Below are 17,074 nucleotides of genomic sequence, written 5' to 3' on the forward strand. Positions count from 1 at the left end.
GCTCGCTGTTGTGTTCACCGTCAGTCCAGGTATGTGGGGCGGAAGAGGCGGGAGAAGGGGGTCGGCAGCTTGTACAGGCGTACCGCGTTGCCGCCGAGGATGAGGTTCATGTCGTCCTGTGCCATACGGACGTTGGTGAGCTCGCGCAGCCCCCATCCCCAGTAGTCCACCTGGTGGCGCACCGGTCCCGATCGCCGGTCCTGCACGGGGTAGCTGGCGGGACGGCGGCCCGGCTGGGAGTGACAGCCGATGCTGGCGCCCCAGTCCGTGCCGAAGATCAGCTTCTCGGGGCCGATGTTCGGGTCGGCCAGTGCCTTGTCGTACAGCTCGGACCACCACAGGCCGGTCTCCAGGTACACGTTGTCGTGCGCCGCGGCCACCTGGAGGCATTGGTCGTAGAAGATCTCCGACCAATGCCCTTGGACACCACCGTGGTTGATCACGATCGGGACCTCGGGATAGGCGGTCGCCAGATCGTGCACCAGGAGGATGTTGTAGTTGGCCGGTCCCAACTCCCCGAAGTGATAACCGACTTCGTAGCCCATGGGGCAGCCGGAGTGCGTGCGGAAGATGACGTCGTGTCTCTTGGCGATCTCGCACATGTCCATCATGTTGCGCACCGCCTGGTCGACGCTCACCATCGCCTCGCGCGGGTCCGTACCCGGGGGAACGACCGGCATATAGGGAGCGACCTCTCCGATGCCGCGGTAGCGGCCGGTGCTCAGCAGTTCGTCGAGGGCGTCGCACGCCCCGTTGATGGACCACTGGATCTCGCCGTCGATGCAGGCACGTGTGTAGGCGGTGGCGGCGCACTCGGCCACGAACCGGTCCGGGTGCCGCTCGACGAGCTGGGTGTTGATCTCGTCGGTCATGCCGAGCGCGGGCAACAGCACACACATGTCGATGTCGTAGTTCTCCATGTCCCACAGCAGACGTGGAGAGTTGTCGTAGGGGGTCAGGGTCCACATCGACTTGTTGAGCTGACGCCACGGATTGACCTTGACGCCGGAGTTGCCCTCGTTGGCCGCGGCCAGCGAATCGCGGACGGCCTTACCGGCCGCATGCCGCTGTGCGTGAACATGCGTGTCGACGATGAACCGGCCGGCTTTCATTCGGGTCTCCCTGGTGCGCCTGGGGCGAACGGGCCGGGTCGCACCGCCCATTCGCATAACACTATACGTGACGATCGTGGAATGTATTGAGTGTTTTCTGTTTGGTCAGCCTCCGAGTGGCGACGGAGGTGGTTCGCCCGCCCATGCCGCGCGGAGCAGCGCCTCAACGGCCACCGCGGTTACCGGCCGAGGATTGGCGTACGCATTGGTGATCGCCAGTTCGACGATGCGCGGGATGTCCTCCCGAGCCATGCCCAGTGCGCGCAACGACCGCGGCGCCCCCAGTCGGCCGGCGAGTTCCCACAAGGCCCTCGACGGATCGGGTGAGGCGTCGAGGGCGCGGAACAGGGCGGCGATCGCCCGAGGAGCGGATCCGGCGTTGTAGGCCAGTGAATGAGGAAGGATCACGGTGTGCGTCTGTGCGTGTGGCAGGTCCAGAGTCCCGCCGAGGGTGTGGCACAGCTTGTGGTGCAGCGACATGGTCGTGGCGCCGAGTACGGCACCGCACAGCCAGGCGCCGTACTGGGCCTCGGCGCGGGCATCGATGTGGCCGCCGTCGGCGGCGATCCGGGGGAGGGCGGCGGCGAGCGCGCGTACACCCTCCTCGGCCATCAGGGACACGACAGGCGTTGCGTCGGGAGCGTAGAGCCCTTCGACGGCGTGTGCCATGGCGTTCATCCCGCTGGTCGCCGACAACTCGGCCGGGAGGGTGAGCGTCAGTTCGGGGTCGTAGACGACGGTGCGGGGCAGTACCCGCTCATCGCGGCCGGTGCGTTTGACGCCGTTCTCGGTGAGTCCCCACACCGGGGTCATCTCCGAGCCGGCGTATGTCGTCGGGACTGCGACGAGCGGCAGTCCGTGTTTGAGCGCGATCGCCTTGCCGAGGCCGACCGCTGATCCACCGCCCACGGCCACGCAGCCGTCGGCCCGCAGCTCCGCGGCGAGGTCGCGAGCGCGGTCGGCCACCTCGACCGGCACGTGCATCCGGGCCTCGGCCAGTACCCCGGCCGTCTGGTCACCGAGTACGTCGGCGACCAGACGGCCGGTGTCCCGCTGCTCCGGGGAAGAGAGCACCAGGACGCGACGGAGGCCGAGCCGGTCGATCTCGGCGGGCAGTTTCGCCAGCACACCGGCGCCGAAGACCACCCGCATCGGAAGGGCCTGGTAGGTGAAGGCAGGCCTCATGGTGCGGACCGGGGTTCCCGCTGGAGCGTGACGTCGAAGTGGACCGTGTGAAAGGGGTTGGCCAGCCCTGCCCGGGCGGCCCGCTCGGGGTCGTCGACCAGCGGGAACTCCCGGATCAGGCTCTCCTTGACGCCGAACACGGCGTCGGAGTCGATGTACGGACTGCCCTCGACGAACAGGTGTGTGGTCACCGGCGCGTAGCCGGCCGCGGTGACGATGAAGTGCACATGGGCCGGGCGGTTGGGATGCCGGCCGGTGGCGGCCAGCAGTTCTCCGACCGGGCCGTCGTCCGGGATGGGGTAGTACCGGGGAACGATCGAGCGGAACCAGAACCGCCCGTCGTCGTCGGCCGTGAACAGGCCTCGCAGGTTGGTCTCGGGCTGGACACCGGGCTGCTGCACGTCGTAGAAGCCCTCCTCGTTGGCCTGCCAGACGTCGACCAGCGCGGCCGGGACCGGTTCGCCGTCCGGGCCGGTCACCCGGCCGGTGACCAGGCATGGCGGCCCCTTGGAGGCGAGGGCGATGTCGGCCCCCGGTGCCCGGGGCGGCGACTCGACCATGTGGAAGGGCCCCAGCACCGTCGACTCCGTCGAGACGCCGCCGGTACGGTGGTTGATCGTCTCCACCAGCATCGAGACCCCGAGGACGTCGGAGAGCAGGATGAATTCCTGGCGGACGTCGTCGCACATCTGCCCGGTCCGGGTCAGGAAGGCGACGGCCGTCTCCCATTCCTCCTCGGTGAGCTCCACGTCCTTGACGAACGCGTGCAGGTGGTGCGCCAGCGAGGTGAGAACCTGCTTCAACCGCGGGTCGGGGGTGTTCTCGAAGCTGGCGGCCACGACCTCGCCCGAGCGCTCCTCGCTGAACATCGGCCCGGCCGTCGTTGTGCCGCTCATACCCTCTGCTCCTCGGGGCGGCCGGTCACGCCCTGCTCGCTCGGACGAAATCCGTGATCGCGGCGATGGCCTCGGACCGCTCGTGGAAGAGCAGGTGACCCGTCGCGGGAAAGGTCTTCACCGACGAGTGCGGGAGGGCCTTGTGCCAGGCGTCGGCATGGCCGGCGGGGATCGTCTTGTCGTCCTCGCCCCAGAGCAGCAGCGTCGGCGCGCTGACCGACGACAGCAGGCCCGGCAGGTCCGGGTCGTGCGGGCCCGGATGGAAGCGCATGATCGACTGTCCCTCGCGCCCGCGGGCGGCCTCGAACTCCGGGTCCGGCCCGGTCGGCAGGCGTCCCTCCCAGATGCTCGGGTCGTTGGTCAACGCGGCGAGGCGTTCGGCCGGGCTCATCGCCATCATGTCGGGAAGCGGATGCTCCGGGACGTCCATCCCGAACGGCGCGGCCAGGACGAGCTCGGTCACACGCTCCGGGAACCGGGCCGCGAAGGCCGCCGCACGCCATCCGCCCAGCGAATGACCGACGAGCACCGTCTGCCGGATGCCGAGTTCGTCGAGTACGTCGCGGATGTTCTCGACCACCTGCTCGCGGCCGACGAGCGGAGGGTCGAGCTCCGTCGCGCCGTAGCCCGGCATGAGTGGAGCGGTCACCGTGAAACGCTCGGCCAGCGGCGCGAAGGGGTCGAACCCCTCGACGATGCCTCCGCCATGCAGGAATACCAGCGGCTCCTGCTGCCCGGCGGTCAGTGCTTCCGTCGACCGCCCCTTCACCTGGATCATGCGGCTCGACAAGGTCACAGGTCTCTCCTCCGGTCGATCCTCCTGGTCGGCGCTCCGCCGGGAGGTCTTCTGTGTCCCGCCTCCAGTGGAGACGACTGCTACCGGAACGCTGTCCCACGAACGTCTCCGGCATCGCGCAGGTAGTGCTTTGCCTCGGGCTCAGGCAGACGAGGCGGCGGCCTCGACCTCGCGAACCGCCGGGATCACCTCAGTGATGAACGCCTCCAGCGTGTACGTGGCCTCTTCGTGCGTCATGTCGCCGAACGGGATCATGAGCATGAAGTAGTTGGCAACCCCTCGACGGGCCTGCTCGACGTAGTAGTCGCGCACCCGCTCGGCGGTCCCGGTGACAACCAGTTGGTCGTCGATGGGATCGAGCGCCATCATCTTCTGGGCGAGCGGGTTGTCCAGCGCGGGCGTCCCCTGCTGCAGGTGGGGCGGGACGGTCCCGTGCGCCCCGGCCATCACCTCGCCGTACGCGCCCCAGGCCCGGCGGCCGATGGCCTCCGCCTTTGCGTCGGTCTCCGCGATGACGAGCGCCTGGCTTTGCGCGATCCAGGGATCCTTCACGTGCGGGTTCTGGTGCCCGGGTTCTGCCCGGCTCGCCGCGCGCAGTTCGTCGTAGCGGGCCCGTAGCTCGGCGGGGATCGGGACGGGGAAGATGAAGTTGTGTCCTCCGCGACCGGCCGTCTCCGCGTTCCCGGCCGTCCACAGCGGAGGGTACGGGTGCTGCACGGGCCTGAACGGGAGTCTCATCTCCGCGAAGTCGTAGAAGGACGAACCCTCGCTGGAGATGATGCCGGTCTCCCACGCCTTGAGCAGCATGCCGAGGATCTCCTTGGTGCGCGCCGCACCTTCCTCCGGGGGATGTCCGAACATCAAGTGCTCGAACGGCGTGATGCCCTTGCCGACACCGAGTTCGAGTCGGCCGTGCGACAGCACGTCCAGCATCGCCAGTTCCTCGAAGAGCCGGACCGGGTGGTGCAGTGGGAGGCAGACCACCGTCGGGATCAGTTTGAGGCGTGTGGTCTCGCGCGCGAGAGCACTCAGGAATACCGTCGCCGTGGGAGAGGCGGACAGCTCGTGTCCATGGTGCTCGGCGAGGTGGAACGCGTAGAAGCCGCCCTCTTCGGCGCGCTTCAGGAGCGCGATGCGCTCTTCGTAGACCTGCTCCGCCGATGCGTTCCGGTGGAGCTCGATGTGATCGAAGATACCGAACTGGATTGCCATGCCGGGAACCTAACAGCACATACCGCGCAATGCCAGACTGGCGTAAATAAATCTGCAGCCTTTTCCGCCCGTCTGGCGACGAGGCGATAGAGTGCATCCGTGACCTTTAGTGGAACGATCTCAACGATCCATACGACCGGCAAGCGGCCGAGCGGGCGCGATATGCGTCCGCGCGAGCGTCGGGCCGCGTTCGCACGGAGCGCCTCATGACGCGAGCGACGGGCATAGGTACCGCCGATTCCGGTGCCGCCGACCTGGTCGCGCAGCGCCAGGCGGGCGTGGTATCCAAGGGCGCCGATCCGCTGGAAGACCACCGGCTGCCGCGCTCCCAGGTGGGGACGACGCCTCAGCACCTTCTGATGACGCTGCTCAGTGACTACTGGTTCACTCGCACCGAGCACCTGCCGTCGGCCGCGCTCGTCGAGCTGCTCGCCGAGTTCGACATCAGTGAGCCGAGTGCGAGAGCGGCGCTGAACCGGCTCACCAAGCGCGGCTTGCTGGTGTCGTCGAAGCGCGGCAGGAACACTTACTACGGTCTGCATTCCCGTGCCATTCCGCTGCTGGAGGACGGACGGAAGCAGGTCGTCGCCTTCGGCGCGCAGGAGGCAGGGCCATGGGACGGCATGTGGACGGTCGTCGCCTTCTCGGTACCCGAGGCGGAGCGTCAGTTGCGTCACGGGATCCGGACGAACCTGCGGTGGCTCGGGTTCGCGGCGCTGTACGACGGGCTCTGGTGTTCTCCCTGGGACAAGCGGGACTCCGCGCTGGAGGTTCTGGCCGAACTCGGGGTGCGCTCGGCCACCATCATGCGAGCCGAGATCGACGCGCGGAGCACTGTCCAGGCGATGTCGGCCTGGGACCTCAAGGAGCTGGAGCAGGAGTACGTCGAGTTCGAGGCGGAGTTCTCCCCCGTGCTCGACAACGCGCGACGCGGTGCGCTGACCGCGTCTCAGGCTCTCGTGGCACGGACGAACGTGCTGGACAGCTGGCGGAACTTCCTGGGCGCCGAGCCGGACCTGCCGACGGAGCTGTTGCCGGCGGACTGGCCCCGCTCGCGGATGCGCCGGCTCTTCTTCGAACTGCATGACAGCCTGGCTCCAGTGGCCAAGGCGCGGTGTCAGCAGATCATCGCCCGGCACGCTCCGGAGCTCGCGGAACTCGTCACACAGCATGGCCCGGTCGAGTCGGCCGTCTGATCCGGCACAGCGCGTCCGCGAACACGGTTCCCGAGTGGTGACATGTGACGCGGGGTGCTCGCCGTGGACTGGCGGAGCGACAGGCGCCGTCGTACCAGTAGACCAGCGGGTCACCCCCTCCGCTGGTCTACTGGTACGACGGCGCCGTGCGCGTTTCGGTGGCGGTCGTGCTGGGGTGGGGTGTCGGGGTCAGAGTGCGGTGAGGCCGCCATCCATGAGGACGTCGACGCCGGTCATGAAGGAGGCTTCGTCGGAGGCGACGAAAGCGGCGAGTGCGGCGATGTCCTCGGGCAGGCCGACCCGGTTGGTGAGGAGTTGGCCGATGACGGCCTCCTCGGCGCCTGGGATGTGGAAGAACTCCTTGATGGAGCCCGGGGTCTTGATGGCGCCGGGGCTGATGCTGACAGCGCGGATGCCGTGGGCTCCGCCGTCCGCGGCGAAGACGCGGGTCAGCGCGAGGACGCCGCCCTTGGCGGCGCAGTGGGCCGCCATACCAACCCCGGCTGTGGCGACGTGCGCGGAGGTGGAGGCGGTGTTGATGATGACGCCGCCGCGCTGGGCCAGATAGGGCCAGGCGAACTTGGTGACGTAGAAGACCAGGTCGAGTTCGTTGTGGATGGTGTACTGCCAGTCCTCGACCGAGAGGTCGGGCATGGGGACGAACTTGGGCGAGGACGCGTTGTTGTAGAGCACGTCGATCCGCCCGTGGACGGCTGCGGCCTCCTCGACCCAGGCCTGCGCGACCTGAGGGTCGCTGAGGTTGACGGGCGCCATCCCGGTCATGACGCCGCCGGCTTCCTTCACCGCCTCGACCGTCTCCTGATTGCCCTCCTCGAACAGATCGCAGCCGACGACCAGCGCACCTTCCTGCGCGAACCGGATGGCGGCCGCCCTGCCCTGCCCACCCCCGGTGCCCGTGATCAGCGCGACCTTCCCGTCCAGACGCCTGCTCATCCTGTTGCCTCCTCTGTTTCGTTCTTCGTGGTCCTGTAGGACTGGGGCCAGATCGACTGCTTGCCGGGGGAGAGGATCCCCTGCGGATCCACCGCGTCCTTGAGCTTCTCCAGGAACCGCCGGTAGGCGTGATCGCCGAAGCTGTACGTGTCGCCTGCCAGATCCATGTAGTCCAGGTGGGCGCGGTACTCGCCGAAGCCGGCCTTCGCTGCCTCCGCCACGATGGCCTTGCAGCCGGCGTAGGCCCGCCGCGTGTCCTCTTCGCTGGAGATGTCCCAGATCGCACCGCAGGCGTGGATGAGGCTGCGGGCATTGATCACCATCGGTGAGGCGAAGTAGTCCAGCTCCATCTCCCGCTCGACGACGCCGCGGATCAGGGTGTGCAGCCGGAACGCCTCCTGGCCGTCGAGGGGTGCGACCAGCCCGTTCCCGAGGTGAGCGCCGGCGTCGGACCCGTACCAGCGCAGGATGTTGTTCCACTCCTGGGCCGGTGCGCCGCCGAGCACCCGGTCGCTGTGGTTCTCCAGCTGCGGGATCTCCTCGGGCGCGTACTTGTTGAAGCGGACCTTCACACCGGGGATCTGCTCGTACGCCGCGGTGATCTTTTCGATCTTGTAGTCGGCGATCACGTTGTCGTCCCACAGGGCCATGCTCATGGTCCATCGACCGAAGCCGAGATCACCCGCGACCTGGTCGATGATGTGGTCCGGGGTCGGACCGTCGCCGTTGTACCAGCGTGAGCGCTGGTCCATGAGCGAGGCGAAGACGAGGGTGTTGTACAGGCGCGGAACGCCCTCCAGTGTCCGGTCGAGACGCAGCCGGCGGGTCGTGTCGATGATCGGGATGAGATCCGTTTCCTTGGAGGCGTTCAGCCAGATGGGCACGAAGGTCTCCGGCCACGGCATGAGCCAGACGCCCATCTTCACCACGACCCCGAAGTTGGACTGCATGAACAGCGGGTCCAGCGTCGGTCCGAGGCCCCGCCGGTAGAGGTGCCAGGTCTTGCTGCCGGGCAGGGCGCCCATGCCGGTGCGGAGCAGTTCTCCGTCGGCGAGTACGACCTCCATTCCGCAGGGGGCCATGAAGTCGGCGCCGTACGGCATGTAGGTGATCCCGTGTTCGAGCGCGTTCCCGATGACGCTGCCCCACCCGAGGTCGGGGATGGTGAGCATCAGCCGGTGCCCGCCGGCCTGGATGGCGTCGTTGAGATCCGTCCACCGGACGCCGGGCTCCACGACCGCGTAGCCGAGCTCCGCGTTGATTTCGAGGATCCGGTTCATCCGGCGCAGGTTCATCACCACCGAACCCCGGACGCGGGGCGAACTTCCCCCGTAGCCGTTGTTGCGGCCCTGGGAGGTCGTCCAGATCGGCACGCCGTGCTCGCCCGCGAGCCGCACGATCGCCTGCACCTCCTCGGCCGAGGAGGGCTGGACGACGGCCGACGCGTCGTACTGCGCCCACTCGCTGTGCCAGAAGGGATCGCGGAATTCGAGCGTCTCGTCACCGGTGAGCACATGGTCCGCACCGACCACCCCGCGCATAGCCTCCAGCGCACGATCGAGCTGGGCCTCCGACAGGCCTTCGGGTACCGCTCTTGCTGTTGTCACGTTCTCTCCTCCCGAGGAGTTGCCCGCCGATGGGGGCAAGGGACGCGCCGACTCTGTAGTGACCAGGCTCACGGAGGCTGGGCGGAGGAAACATAACAGACATGTGGCTGTCCTGGCGACGATCGCAACATGCTGTGTTGCCTATTCCTTGTCGGTGTGGCAGCCTCGATTCACCCAACCGAGGGAGACATCCATGAGCGCGACCGAATCCGCACCAGCGGGACTGACCCTGGACCTGGAGGGACTCGCCGCGCACGTGGGTGAACACTTCGGCTACACGCAATGGCGGACTCTCACCCAGGAACAGGTCGGTCAGTTCGCCGATCTGACCGAGGACCACAACCCGATCCACGTCGACCCCGACCATGCCAGGACCACGCCGTTCGGTACGACGATCGTCCATGGTTACTTCACCGTCGCGATGCTGGCCCCGTTCCTTCAGGAGCTGGTGCCGGTGCGGGGAGCCGCGCTCTCGGTCAACTACGGGATCGACAAACTGCGGTTCCCCGCTCCGGTTCCGGTCGGAGCGCGCTTCCGGTGCGGCGCCGAACTCGCCGAGGTCACCGAGGTCAAGGGGGGCGTCCAGATGAAGGTCGTCGCGACCGTCGAGGTCGAGAACGCCCCGAAGCCCGCACTCGTCGCCGAGTGCCTGTTCCGGCACTACTCATGAGCATCGATCTCGCCGCGATCGAAGCGATCGACGTGCACACGCACGCCCAGGCTCCCTGTGACGGCCATATCGATCCCATCACCGCGATGAACCTCGACGCCGCGGCGAAGCATTTCCGTACGGACTTCCCGCGGCCCACCGTCGAGGACGTGGCCGCCTACTACCGTGAACGCAGGATGGCGGCCGTCGTCTTCAACGTCGACAGTGAGGTCAACACCGGCGAGGTCCCGATCTCCGGCGACGAGATCGTCGAGATCGCGCAGGCCAACAGCGATGTGCTCATCCCGTTCGTGTCCATCGACCCGCGCCGGGGCAAGCGTGCCGTGAGCGAGGCCAGGCGGCTCATCGAGAAGGGCGCCAGGGGCTTCAAGTTCCACCCCAACCTGCAGGCCTTCTTCCCCAACGATCGGATGGCCTACGAGCTCTACGCGGTGATCGAGGAGGCCGGGCTGCCGGCGCTCTTCCATACCGGGCACTCGGGTATCGGCTCCACCCTGCCGGGCGGTGGGGGTATCCGGCTCAAGTACTCCAACCCGATGTACGTCGACGATGTCGCCGCCGACTTCCCCGGCATGCCGATCATCCTCGCCCACCCGTCCTTCCCCTGGCAGGAGGAGGCGATCTCGGTGGCGATGCACAAGCAGCAGGTGTACATCGACCTGTCCGGGTGGTCGCCGAGACTCTTCCCGCCCGTGCTCGTGCAGTACGTGAACACGGTGCTCCGGGACAAGGTCCTGTTCGGATCGGACTTCCCCGTGATCACGCCGGAGCGGTGGCTGCGGGACCTGGAGAAGACCGAGATCAAACCGGAGCTCTATCCCCGGATCCTCAAGGACAACGCGGCGCGCCTGCTCGGTCTGGTCTGAGCGAGGCCGCTGGACTCATCCAGCTGCACATGTATCAATCGACGATAGAAGAAGTGTTGTGTAACTATGGGTCCGTTGCATACGCTGCGGGTGACCGCAAAGGGGCATGGAATGGCAGAACTCGAGGATGAGCTGCTGACGACCAGCTTCCGCAACGTCATGGCGGGTGTCGTGTCACCGGTAACGGTGATCACCACGTTCTGGGACGGACTGCCGCATGGCACCACGGTCAGCGCCTTCGTGTCGCTGTCGATGGACCCGCCGATGGTTCTCGTCTCGCTCGACAAGGGCTCGGAACTGCTGGGGCTGGTGCGGTCCTCACGCCGATTCGGTGTCAACGTGCTCGGCAGCGACCAAGCTGCGCTCGCGCTGGCCTTCGCGCGCAAGGGCGGTGCCGACAAGTTCGCCGGCGTGTCCTGGGACGCCGCCTCCGGCGTACCGCGACTGGCGGGAGCGACGGGCTGGCTGACCTGTGAGGTGGCCGATCTGGTCACGGGCGGAGACCACGTCATCGTCCTGGGCGATGTCGTGGCCGCCGAGAGGGCGGGCGGAGAGCCGCTCACTTACCACGCCCGTACGTTCGGCACCCACTCGATGCTGGTGGAGACGCCGTGAGCGCCACATCGGTCCCGGCCATGGCGGGATCTTCCCGGAAACGAGCGTCCAGACCTCGTGGGAGTCTCCATGCCTGAAGCCGTAATCGTCGCCACCGCCCGCTCGCCGATCGGCCGAGCCTTCAAAGGGTCTCTGCGGGGGATGCGCCCCGACGACCTGACTGTGCGGATGGTGCGGGCGGCGCTCGCGCAGGTGCCGCAGCTGGATACACGCGACATCAACGATCTGATGCTGGGATGCGGTCAGCAGTCCGGGGTCTCGGGGTTCAATCTGGCTCGGATCGTCGCGGTGCTGGCGGGTCTGGACAACGTTCCCGGCACCACGGTGAACCGTTTCTGCTCGTCGAGTCTGCAGACCACCAGGATGGCGCTGCACGCGATCAGGTCCGGGGAGGGTGACGTCTTCGTCTCCGCCGGGGTGGAGACGGTGAGTCAGTACGTCAGGGAGCACGACGATGTCCGGCCCGACACGGTGAATCCGGCCTTCGCCGCAGCTCAGGAGCGAACCGATGCGTTCGCTCAGGGCGGCCTGGTCTGGGCCGATCCGCGCGCGGCGGGTGTGCTGCCGGACATCTACATCACGATGGGGCAGACCGCCGAGAACGTTGCCCAACTCCACAGGATCGGTCGCGAGGAGCAGGACGCGTTCGCCGTCCGCAGCCAGAATCTGGCCGAGAAGGCGATCGCCGACGGCTTCTGGGCCGGGGACATCACCCCGGTCACCCTTCCCGACGGCACGGTGGTGACCCAGGACGACGGCCCCCGGGCCGGAGTCACCACGGAGGCGGTCGCCGCCCTGAAACCGGTCTTCCGGCCGGACGGCACGGTGACCGCGGGGAACTGCTGTTCCCTCAACGACGGCGCCGCCGCGCTGGTGATCATGTCCGACGTGAAGGCCCGGCAGTTGGGCATCACCCCGCTGGCCCGCATCGTCAGCACCGGACTGACCGGGCTGTCCCCCGAGATCATGGGGCTCGGCCCGGTCGAGGCCTCGCGCCAGGCGTTGGCCAACGCCGGGATGACCATGGACGACATCGACCTGCTGGAGATCAACGAGGCCTTCGCCGCCCAGGTCATCCCCTCCGCCCGCGAACTGGGCATCGACGAGGACCGGCTCAACGTCAACGGCGGCGCCATCGCGGTCGGCCACCCCTTCGGTATGACCGGTGCCCGGATCACCAGCACGCTGATCAACTCGCTGCGGCACCACGACAAGCAGGTGGGCCTGGAGACGATGTGCGTCGGCGGCGGCCAGGGGATGGCGATGATCATCGAGCGGCTCGGCTGACGGTCGGCGCCGGCCGACCGGGCCTGTATCGAACCCGTTTTTTCGACCTGATGAGGAGATCCCTGATGACCAGCAGTACTCACACGCGGACCGCCGTCGTGACCGGCGCGGCCCGTGGCATCGGCGCCGGCGTGGCCCGTCGGCTGGCGGACGACGGCTTCGCCGTCGCCGTGCTGGACCTGGACGAGGACGCCGGCAAACCGCTCGTCGCCGAGATCGAGCAGGCCGGCGGCCGGGCCCTCGCGGTCGGGGTCGACGTCTCCGACGAGCAGGCGGTACAGGCCGGTGTCCAACGGGTGGCCGAGCAGTTGGGCGCACCGACCGTGCTGGTGAACAACGCCGGCGTCACGCGGGACAACCTGCTGTTCAAGATGGGCGCCGACGACTGGGACGCGGTGCTCAACGTGCACCTGCGCGGAGCGTTCCTGATGAGCCGCGCGACCCAGCGGTACATGACGGAGGCGGGTTGGGGACGGATCGTCAACATCTCCAGTACCGCTGCGCTGGGCAACCGCGGCCAGGCGAACTACTCCACCGCCAAGGCCGGACTGCAGGGCTTCACCAAGACCCTCGCCATCGAACTCGGCAAGTTCGGCGTCACCGCCAATGCCATCGCGCCGGGTTTCATCCAGACCGACATGACCAGGGCGACCGCCGAACGCATGGGCATCACCTTCGAGGACTTCGTCAAGGGCGCGTCCAAGCAGATTCCGGTGGCCAGGGTCGGCCAGCCCGAGGACATCGCGCACCTGGTCTCGTTCCTCACCAGCGAGGGCGCGGGCTTCGTATCCGGCCAGGTCATCTACGCCGCCGGTGGCCCCGTCGACTGAACCGGGACCGGACACAGGAGCGGGGTCGGGCCTTCAACCGGTCGCCGGCCCGCTCATCCGTCCGGCACCGACCGGATCCGCCGGTGCCTGCCGGACTCCTTGGAGGCGAGCACGGATGCCGAAGCCGAGGTCGAGAGGAATCCGAGTGAAAGGGGCGCCGGCCCATGCTGATCCATGTCATTCCCGCGCGGCAGCACGTCGAGGTGCGGCAGGTCGACGACCTCAAGCGTTTCAGTGTCACGGTCGTCGGTGAGGCGTCCGAGGAGGAACTCGAACGCGCCCTGACACCGCTGGCACGGCTGGAGTCGCGGACCCACGCATGGGTGTACATCGACCGGCTGCGTGCCGCCTGTGGGCGCGGCGACGACGCGGCGTGGTCCCAGACGTTCGAAGCGATGGTCGGCTTCGCCGCCTCGAAGGGCTGGGTCGACGAGAGCGGAACGGCCCTGCGCGCACACCTCGTGTACGAATCTGCCGCCGACTGAGCGACACGCTCCGCGGAGCATGTCGCGTTTCGCGAACCGTTGTTCCGGGCGGTTCGGTAACCGTGACCCGCACACAGCCGACGTGACGAAGGAGTCAACCATGGGGCTGCCTGTGACATACACGCCGTCCGACGAGACGCTGCTGTGGCCCGAGTGTGTGAAGCCTCGCGATACCCAGGACATCGAGTCCCTGCCGCTTGAGCGGCGCGGACTGCCGACCAGCACATACGCGGCGGTGCGGCGGGCGGCGGCCAAGTGGCCCCACCGCCGGGCGATCACCGTGCTCCACGACGCCAGGGATCTCGCCGCTGCTCCGTCCTGGACGTTCGCCGAGATCTTCGAGCGCACGAACGGCATCGCCTCCGCGCTGGTGACGGCCGGTGTCGACCGCGGGTCTGCCGTAGGACTGCTGTCGCCCAACGTGGCCGAGCTGATCACGGCGATCCTGGCGGCCGAGGCGGTCGGCATCGCCGCGCCGGCCAACCCCGCACTGTCGGAAGCCCACCTCATCGACCTGTTCAGGCGGTCGGGTGTCCGCGTGCTCATCGCCGCGGGTCCGGAGATCGACCCGACGGTGTGGTCGACGGCACGATCACTCGCCGTCGGACTCGGTCTGTCCGCGTTGTACGCCCTACGTCCGACTGTCCCCGGCGGCGCGGCTCCTGATCTCGGTGTCGTGGACGGAGTCGACGTCCGCTATCTGGCCGATGCTGCCGCTGCCCACGCAGGCGGGGCGGTCGCGGTTCCAGAGCCCGAGGCGACCGATCTGGCCGCGATGTTCCACACCGGTGGAACGACGGGCACGCCGAAGCTGGCGGCGCACACACACGCCAACGAGGTGGCCAACGCCTGGATGGCAGCCGTCAACGGACCGCTCGACGAGGAGTCCGTACTGTTCGCCGCTCTGCCGCTGTTTCACGTCAACGCACTCGTCGTCACCTTGCTCGGCCCGCTGCTGCGGGGGCAGAGCGTCGTCTGGGCAGGACCCCTCGGGTACCGGGACCCGGTCATGCTCTGCCGCATATGGAAGATCATCGAGCGCTACCGGATCGCGACCCTGTCCGGGGTGCCGACGGTGTACTCCGTGCTGTCCGGGATCCCGGTCGACGCCGATATCAGCAGCCTCCGGTTCGGTGTCGTCGGGGCGTCGCCGCTGCCGCCCGCGATCGAGGCGGCCTTCACCGCGCACACTGGTGTGCCGTTGCTGGAGGGCTACGGGCTGAGCGAGGCGACGTGCGCGTCGGCTCGCAACTTCCTCGGATTCCCGCGGCCCGGAGCCGTCGGGCAGCGAGTGCCCTACCAACAGATCAAGACGGTCGAGATCGACGGGACGACAGGCGAGTGGCACGACCTGCCTCCTGGACGGCCGGGCGTGGTGGCCATGAACGGGCCGGCGGTCTTCGCGGGCTATGTCGTGGGGCGCGATCATCGCGGGCCGGTCCTCGACTACCTCGGCAAGGTCAAGGACGGGTGGCTCGACACCGGCGACCTCGGCCACGTGGACGAGGAGGGATACCTCTACCTGACCGGCAGGGCCAAGGACCTGATCATTCGTGGCGGGCACAACATCGACCCCGCCGTCATCGAGAACGCGCTGCTCGGCCATCCGGACGTCACCGGCGCCAACGCGGTCGGGCGACCGGACGCGCATGCCGGCGAGGTGCCCGCCGTCTATGTCACGGTGCGCGACGGGGCGAGCGTCTCGGCAGCGGATCTGCGCGCGTTCGCCGCCGAGGCGGTACCCGAGGCGGCGTCCGCACCGAAGTACGTGATGGTTCTTGACGCGCTGCCGGTGACCGCGGTCGGAAAGCCGTACAAGGTCGCGCTGCGGATGGACGCCATGGAGGACGCCGCTCGCGAGGCGCTGCGAGAGGCGGGCATCGCCGCCTCCGTCTGGTGCGAGGAGGCGGACGGACGACTGACCGTCTCTGTGGCCACCGCACATTCCGCCGCAGAGGTCGAAGCGGTGCTGAACCGGTTCACCTTCCCGTGGGTCATATCGCCCTGACACTTCGGCCGGGCTTCTGTGTCCCGTCGACTCAATGGGCGCGCGCGGGCCTGGCGGGGGCTGTCCCGCACTCCTGTTGTCGCCTCGGTTGATCAGCGGATGGAGCGGGCTTCGATAGCGGTGGCTGTCGGGCACGGATGCCCCCCGGCGCACGCGAGGTCCGTGCGGTCGGGCCGTGGCTCGCCATCGGCGACGGACCAGTCCCCTCACGCCGACGGAGCACCGAGCGGGTCGACGGTCTGGTAGGTGTCGACGCCGGTGGCGAGCCGGGCCAGTGCCCAGTCGCCGTCGCCGAGAATGTGTTCGATCGCGGTGAGCCGACTCGTGTAGTGGCCGAGCTTGTACTCGGCGGTCATGCCGATCCCGCCGTGCAGTTGGATGGCCTCCGTGCCGATGTGCCGACCGGCGCGGCTGGTCTGCAACAGGGCCCGGTCGGCCGCCTGGACGACGTCCCCGCCGGAGTCCTGGACCAGCACGGCCCACAGCGCGGTGCTGCGGGCCAGCTCCAGAGCCACGTACATGTCGGCCGCACGGAAGGTCAGCGACTGGAAGGTGCTCAGTGTGACCCCGAACTGCGTGCGGGTCTTGAGGTACTCGGTGGTCATCCGCAGTGCGGTGTCCATCGCGCCCACGGCCTCATGCGCGTACGCGATACGGGCCGCGGCCTGCGCCCGCTCGATGTCTCCGGCCCGGTCGGTGTTCCCATCACCGAGCAACTGCGCCGGGGCGTGGTCGAAGCCCACCTTTGCCGCGCGGCTGCCGTCATGGGTGCGATAGCCGGTGCGGCTGAGCCCCTCCGCGTCGCCGTCGACGAGGAACAGCCGGGTCGTCCCGTCGGCCACCGCGCTGACCACCAGACGATCGGCCCTGGCGCCGTGCGGGACGGGCTCCTTGACCCCGGTCAGCCGCCATGACGCGCCGTTCCGCACAGCCCGCACGGCCGAGGCCGCGGTGCTCCACCGGGAGCCGGGTTCGGCGTGCGCGAAGGCGAGCACACAACGGCCCTCGGACACGGCCGAGAGGATCTCGGCCCGTTGCCCGGCGGTGCCGACCGCGGCCACCAGGCCACCGGCCAGGACGACGGTCTCGACGAACGGTTCGGGCGCGAGGACCCGCCCCAGCTCCTCGGCGGCGATCGCTACCTCGACCGGGCCGGCGCCTGCGCCACCGTCCTCCTCGGGGAAGGGCAGACCCAGGATGCCCATTTCGCCGAGCCGCGCCCAGGTCCTCTCGTCGAAGGCGGGGTCGGCGGCGACCACGGTCCGGCGCTGGTCCGCACCGTAGGCTCGGGCCAGTAGGGCGTTCAACGCCTTGCGGAGTGCCTGCTGTTCACTGTCGTAGCTGAAGTCCACGGT

At 68.3% G+C, this 17,074-nt stretch carries 16 protein-coding genes; 8 read left to right on the top strand and 8 right to left on the bottom strand.

Annotated features, from left to right (window positions below):
• Nucleotides 1-20: 20 nt before the first annotated feature.
• From OG588_RS48375 to OG588_RS48395, 5 genes are all read right to left on the bottom strand, one after another.
• Nucleotides 21-1,112, bottom strand: a complete 1,092-nt coding sequence (locus OG588_RS48375) for an amidohydrolase family protein (protein WP_405952885.1) — start codon at nucleotides 1,110-1,112, stop codon at nucleotides 21-23.
• 105 nt (nucleotides 1,113-1,217) lie between these two features.
• Nucleotides 1,218-2,297: a maleylacetate reductase gene (locus OG588_RS48380; RefSeq protein WP_405952886.1), complete on the bottom strand. Its 1,080-nt coding sequence runs from the start codon at nucleotides 2,295-2,297 to the stop codon at nucleotides 1,218-1,220.
• A complete protein-coding gene (locus tag OG588_RS48385; protein ID WP_405952887.1) occupies nucleotides 2,294-3,193 on the bottom strand; it encodes an intradiol ring-cleavage dioxygenase in 900 nt (299 codons plus the stop codon). The genes OG588_RS48380 and OG588_RS48385 overlap by 4 nt, the downstream gene beginning before the upstream one ends.
• Before the next feature lie 25 nt (nucleotides 3,194-3,218).
• On the bottom strand, nucleotides 3,219-3,989 hold the full coding sequence (locus OG588_RS48390) for an alpha/beta fold hydrolase (RefSeq protein ID WP_405952888.1): 771 nt from the start codon (nucleotides 3,987-3,989) through the stop codon (nucleotides 3,219-3,221).
• 141 nt (nucleotides 3,990-4,130) lie between these two features.
• Nucleotides 4,131-5,201, bottom strand: a complete 1,071-nt coding sequence (locus OG588_RS48395) for an LLM class flavin-dependent oxidoreductase (RefSeq protein ID WP_405952889.1) — start codon at nucleotides 5,199-5,201, stop codon at nucleotides 4,131-4,133.
• A gap of 206 nt (nucleotides 5,202-5,407) precedes the next feature.
• On the opposite strand from OG588_RS48395, the gene OG588_RS48400 reads away from it, so the two are divergent.
• The gene (locus tag OG588_RS48400; protein ID WP_405952890.1) at nucleotides 5,408-6,397 is read left to right on the top strand and encodes a PaaX family transcriptional regulator C-terminal domain-containing protein; all 990 of its coding nucleotides are present in this window, start codon (nucleotides 5,408-5,410) and stop codon (nucleotides 6,395-6,397) included.
• Nucleotides 6,398-6,586: 189 nt separating this feature from the next.
• On the opposite strand, the gene OG588_RS48405 is transcribed toward OG588_RS48400, so the two are convergent.
• Both OG588_RS48405 and OG588_RS48410 read right to left on the bottom strand, forming a co-directional pair.
• On the bottom strand, nucleotides 6,587-7,351 hold the full coding sequence (locus OG588_RS48405) for an SDR family NAD(P)-dependent oxidoreductase (RefSeq protein WP_405952891.1): 765 nt from the start codon (nucleotides 7,349-7,351) through the stop codon (nucleotides 6,587-6,589).
• Nucleotides 7,348-8,958 carry an FAD-binding oxidoreductase gene (locus OG588_RS48410; protein ID WP_405952892.1) on the bottom strand — a complete coding sequence of 537 codons (1,611 nt, stop codon included), beginning with the start codon at nucleotides 8,956-8,958 and terminating at the stop codon, nucleotides 7,348-7,350. Before OG588_RS48410 ends, OG588_RS48405 begins: the two co-directional genes overlap by 4 nt.
• Nucleotides 8,959-9,151: 193 nt before the next feature.
• Between OG588_RS48410 and OG588_RS48415 the strand changes: the two genes are divergently transcribed.
• The 7 genes from OG588_RS48415 (at nucleotide 9,152) to OG588_RS48445 (ending at nucleotide 15,719) form a co-directional block, all read left to right on the top strand.
• Nucleotides 9,152-9,628, top strand: a complete 477-nt coding sequence (locus OG588_RS48415) for a MaoC family dehydratase (RefSeq protein ID WP_405952893.1) — start codon at nucleotides 9,152-9,154, stop codon at nucleotides 9,626-9,628.
• A gap of 2 nt (nucleotides 9,629-9,630) precedes the next feature.
• Complete coding sequence (locus OG588_RS48420; protein ID WP_405953403.1) at nucleotides 9,631-10,494, top strand: amidohydrolase family protein; 864 nt, start codon at nucleotides 9,631-9,633, stop codon at nucleotides 10,492-10,494.
• 111 nt (nucleotides 10,495-10,605) lie between these two features.
• Complete coding sequence (locus tag OG588_RS48425; protein WP_405952894.1) at nucleotides 10,606-11,109, top strand: flavin reductase family protein; 504 nt, start codon at nucleotides 10,606-10,608, stop codon at nucleotides 11,107-11,109.
• A 69-nt stretch (nucleotides 11,110-11,178) separates the two neighbouring features.
• Nucleotides 11,179-12,396: an acetyl-CoA C-acetyltransferase gene (locus OG588_RS48430; RefSeq protein ID WP_405952895.1), complete on the top strand. Its 1,218-nt coding sequence runs from the start codon at nucleotides 11,179-11,181 to the stop codon at nucleotides 12,394-12,396.
• A gap of 65 nt (nucleotides 12,397-12,461) precedes the next feature.
• On the top strand, nucleotides 12,462-13,226 hold the full coding sequence (fabG, locus tag OG588_RS48435) for a 3-oxoacyl-ACP reductase FabG (RefSeq protein ID WP_405952896.1): 765 nt from the start codon (nucleotides 12,462-12,464) through the stop codon (nucleotides 13,224-13,226).
• Between the two features lie 164 nt (nucleotides 13,227-13,390).
• The gene (locus tag OG588_RS48440; protein ID WP_405952897.1) at nucleotides 13,391-13,711 is read left to right on the top strand and encodes a hypothetical protein; all 321 of its coding nucleotides are present in this window, start codon (nucleotides 13,391-13,393) and stop codon (nucleotides 13,709-13,711) included.
• 100 nt (nucleotides 13,712-13,811) lie between these two features.
• Nucleotides 13,812-15,719, top strand: coding sequence for an acyl-CoA synthetase (locus tag OG588_RS48445; protein WP_405952898.1), 1,908 nt, complete (start codon nucleotides 13,812-13,814; stop codon nucleotides 15,717-15,719).
• A 206-nt stretch (nucleotides 15,720-15,925) separates the two neighbouring features.
• On the opposite strand, the gene OG588_RS48450 is transcribed toward OG588_RS48445, so the two are convergent.
• Entirely contained in the window at nucleotides 15,926-17,071 is a 1,146-nt protein-coding gene (locus tag OG588_RS48450) for an acyl-CoA dehydrogenase family protein (RefSeq protein ID WP_405952899.1), read from the bottom strand.
• Nucleotides 17,072-17,074 lie beyond the last annotated feature (3 nt).

The organism is Streptomyces prunicolor (assembly GCF_045162825.1).
Classification (GTDB): Bacteria; Actinomycetota; Actinomycetes; order Streptomycetales; family Streptomycetaceae; genus Streptomyces; species Streptomyces prunicolor.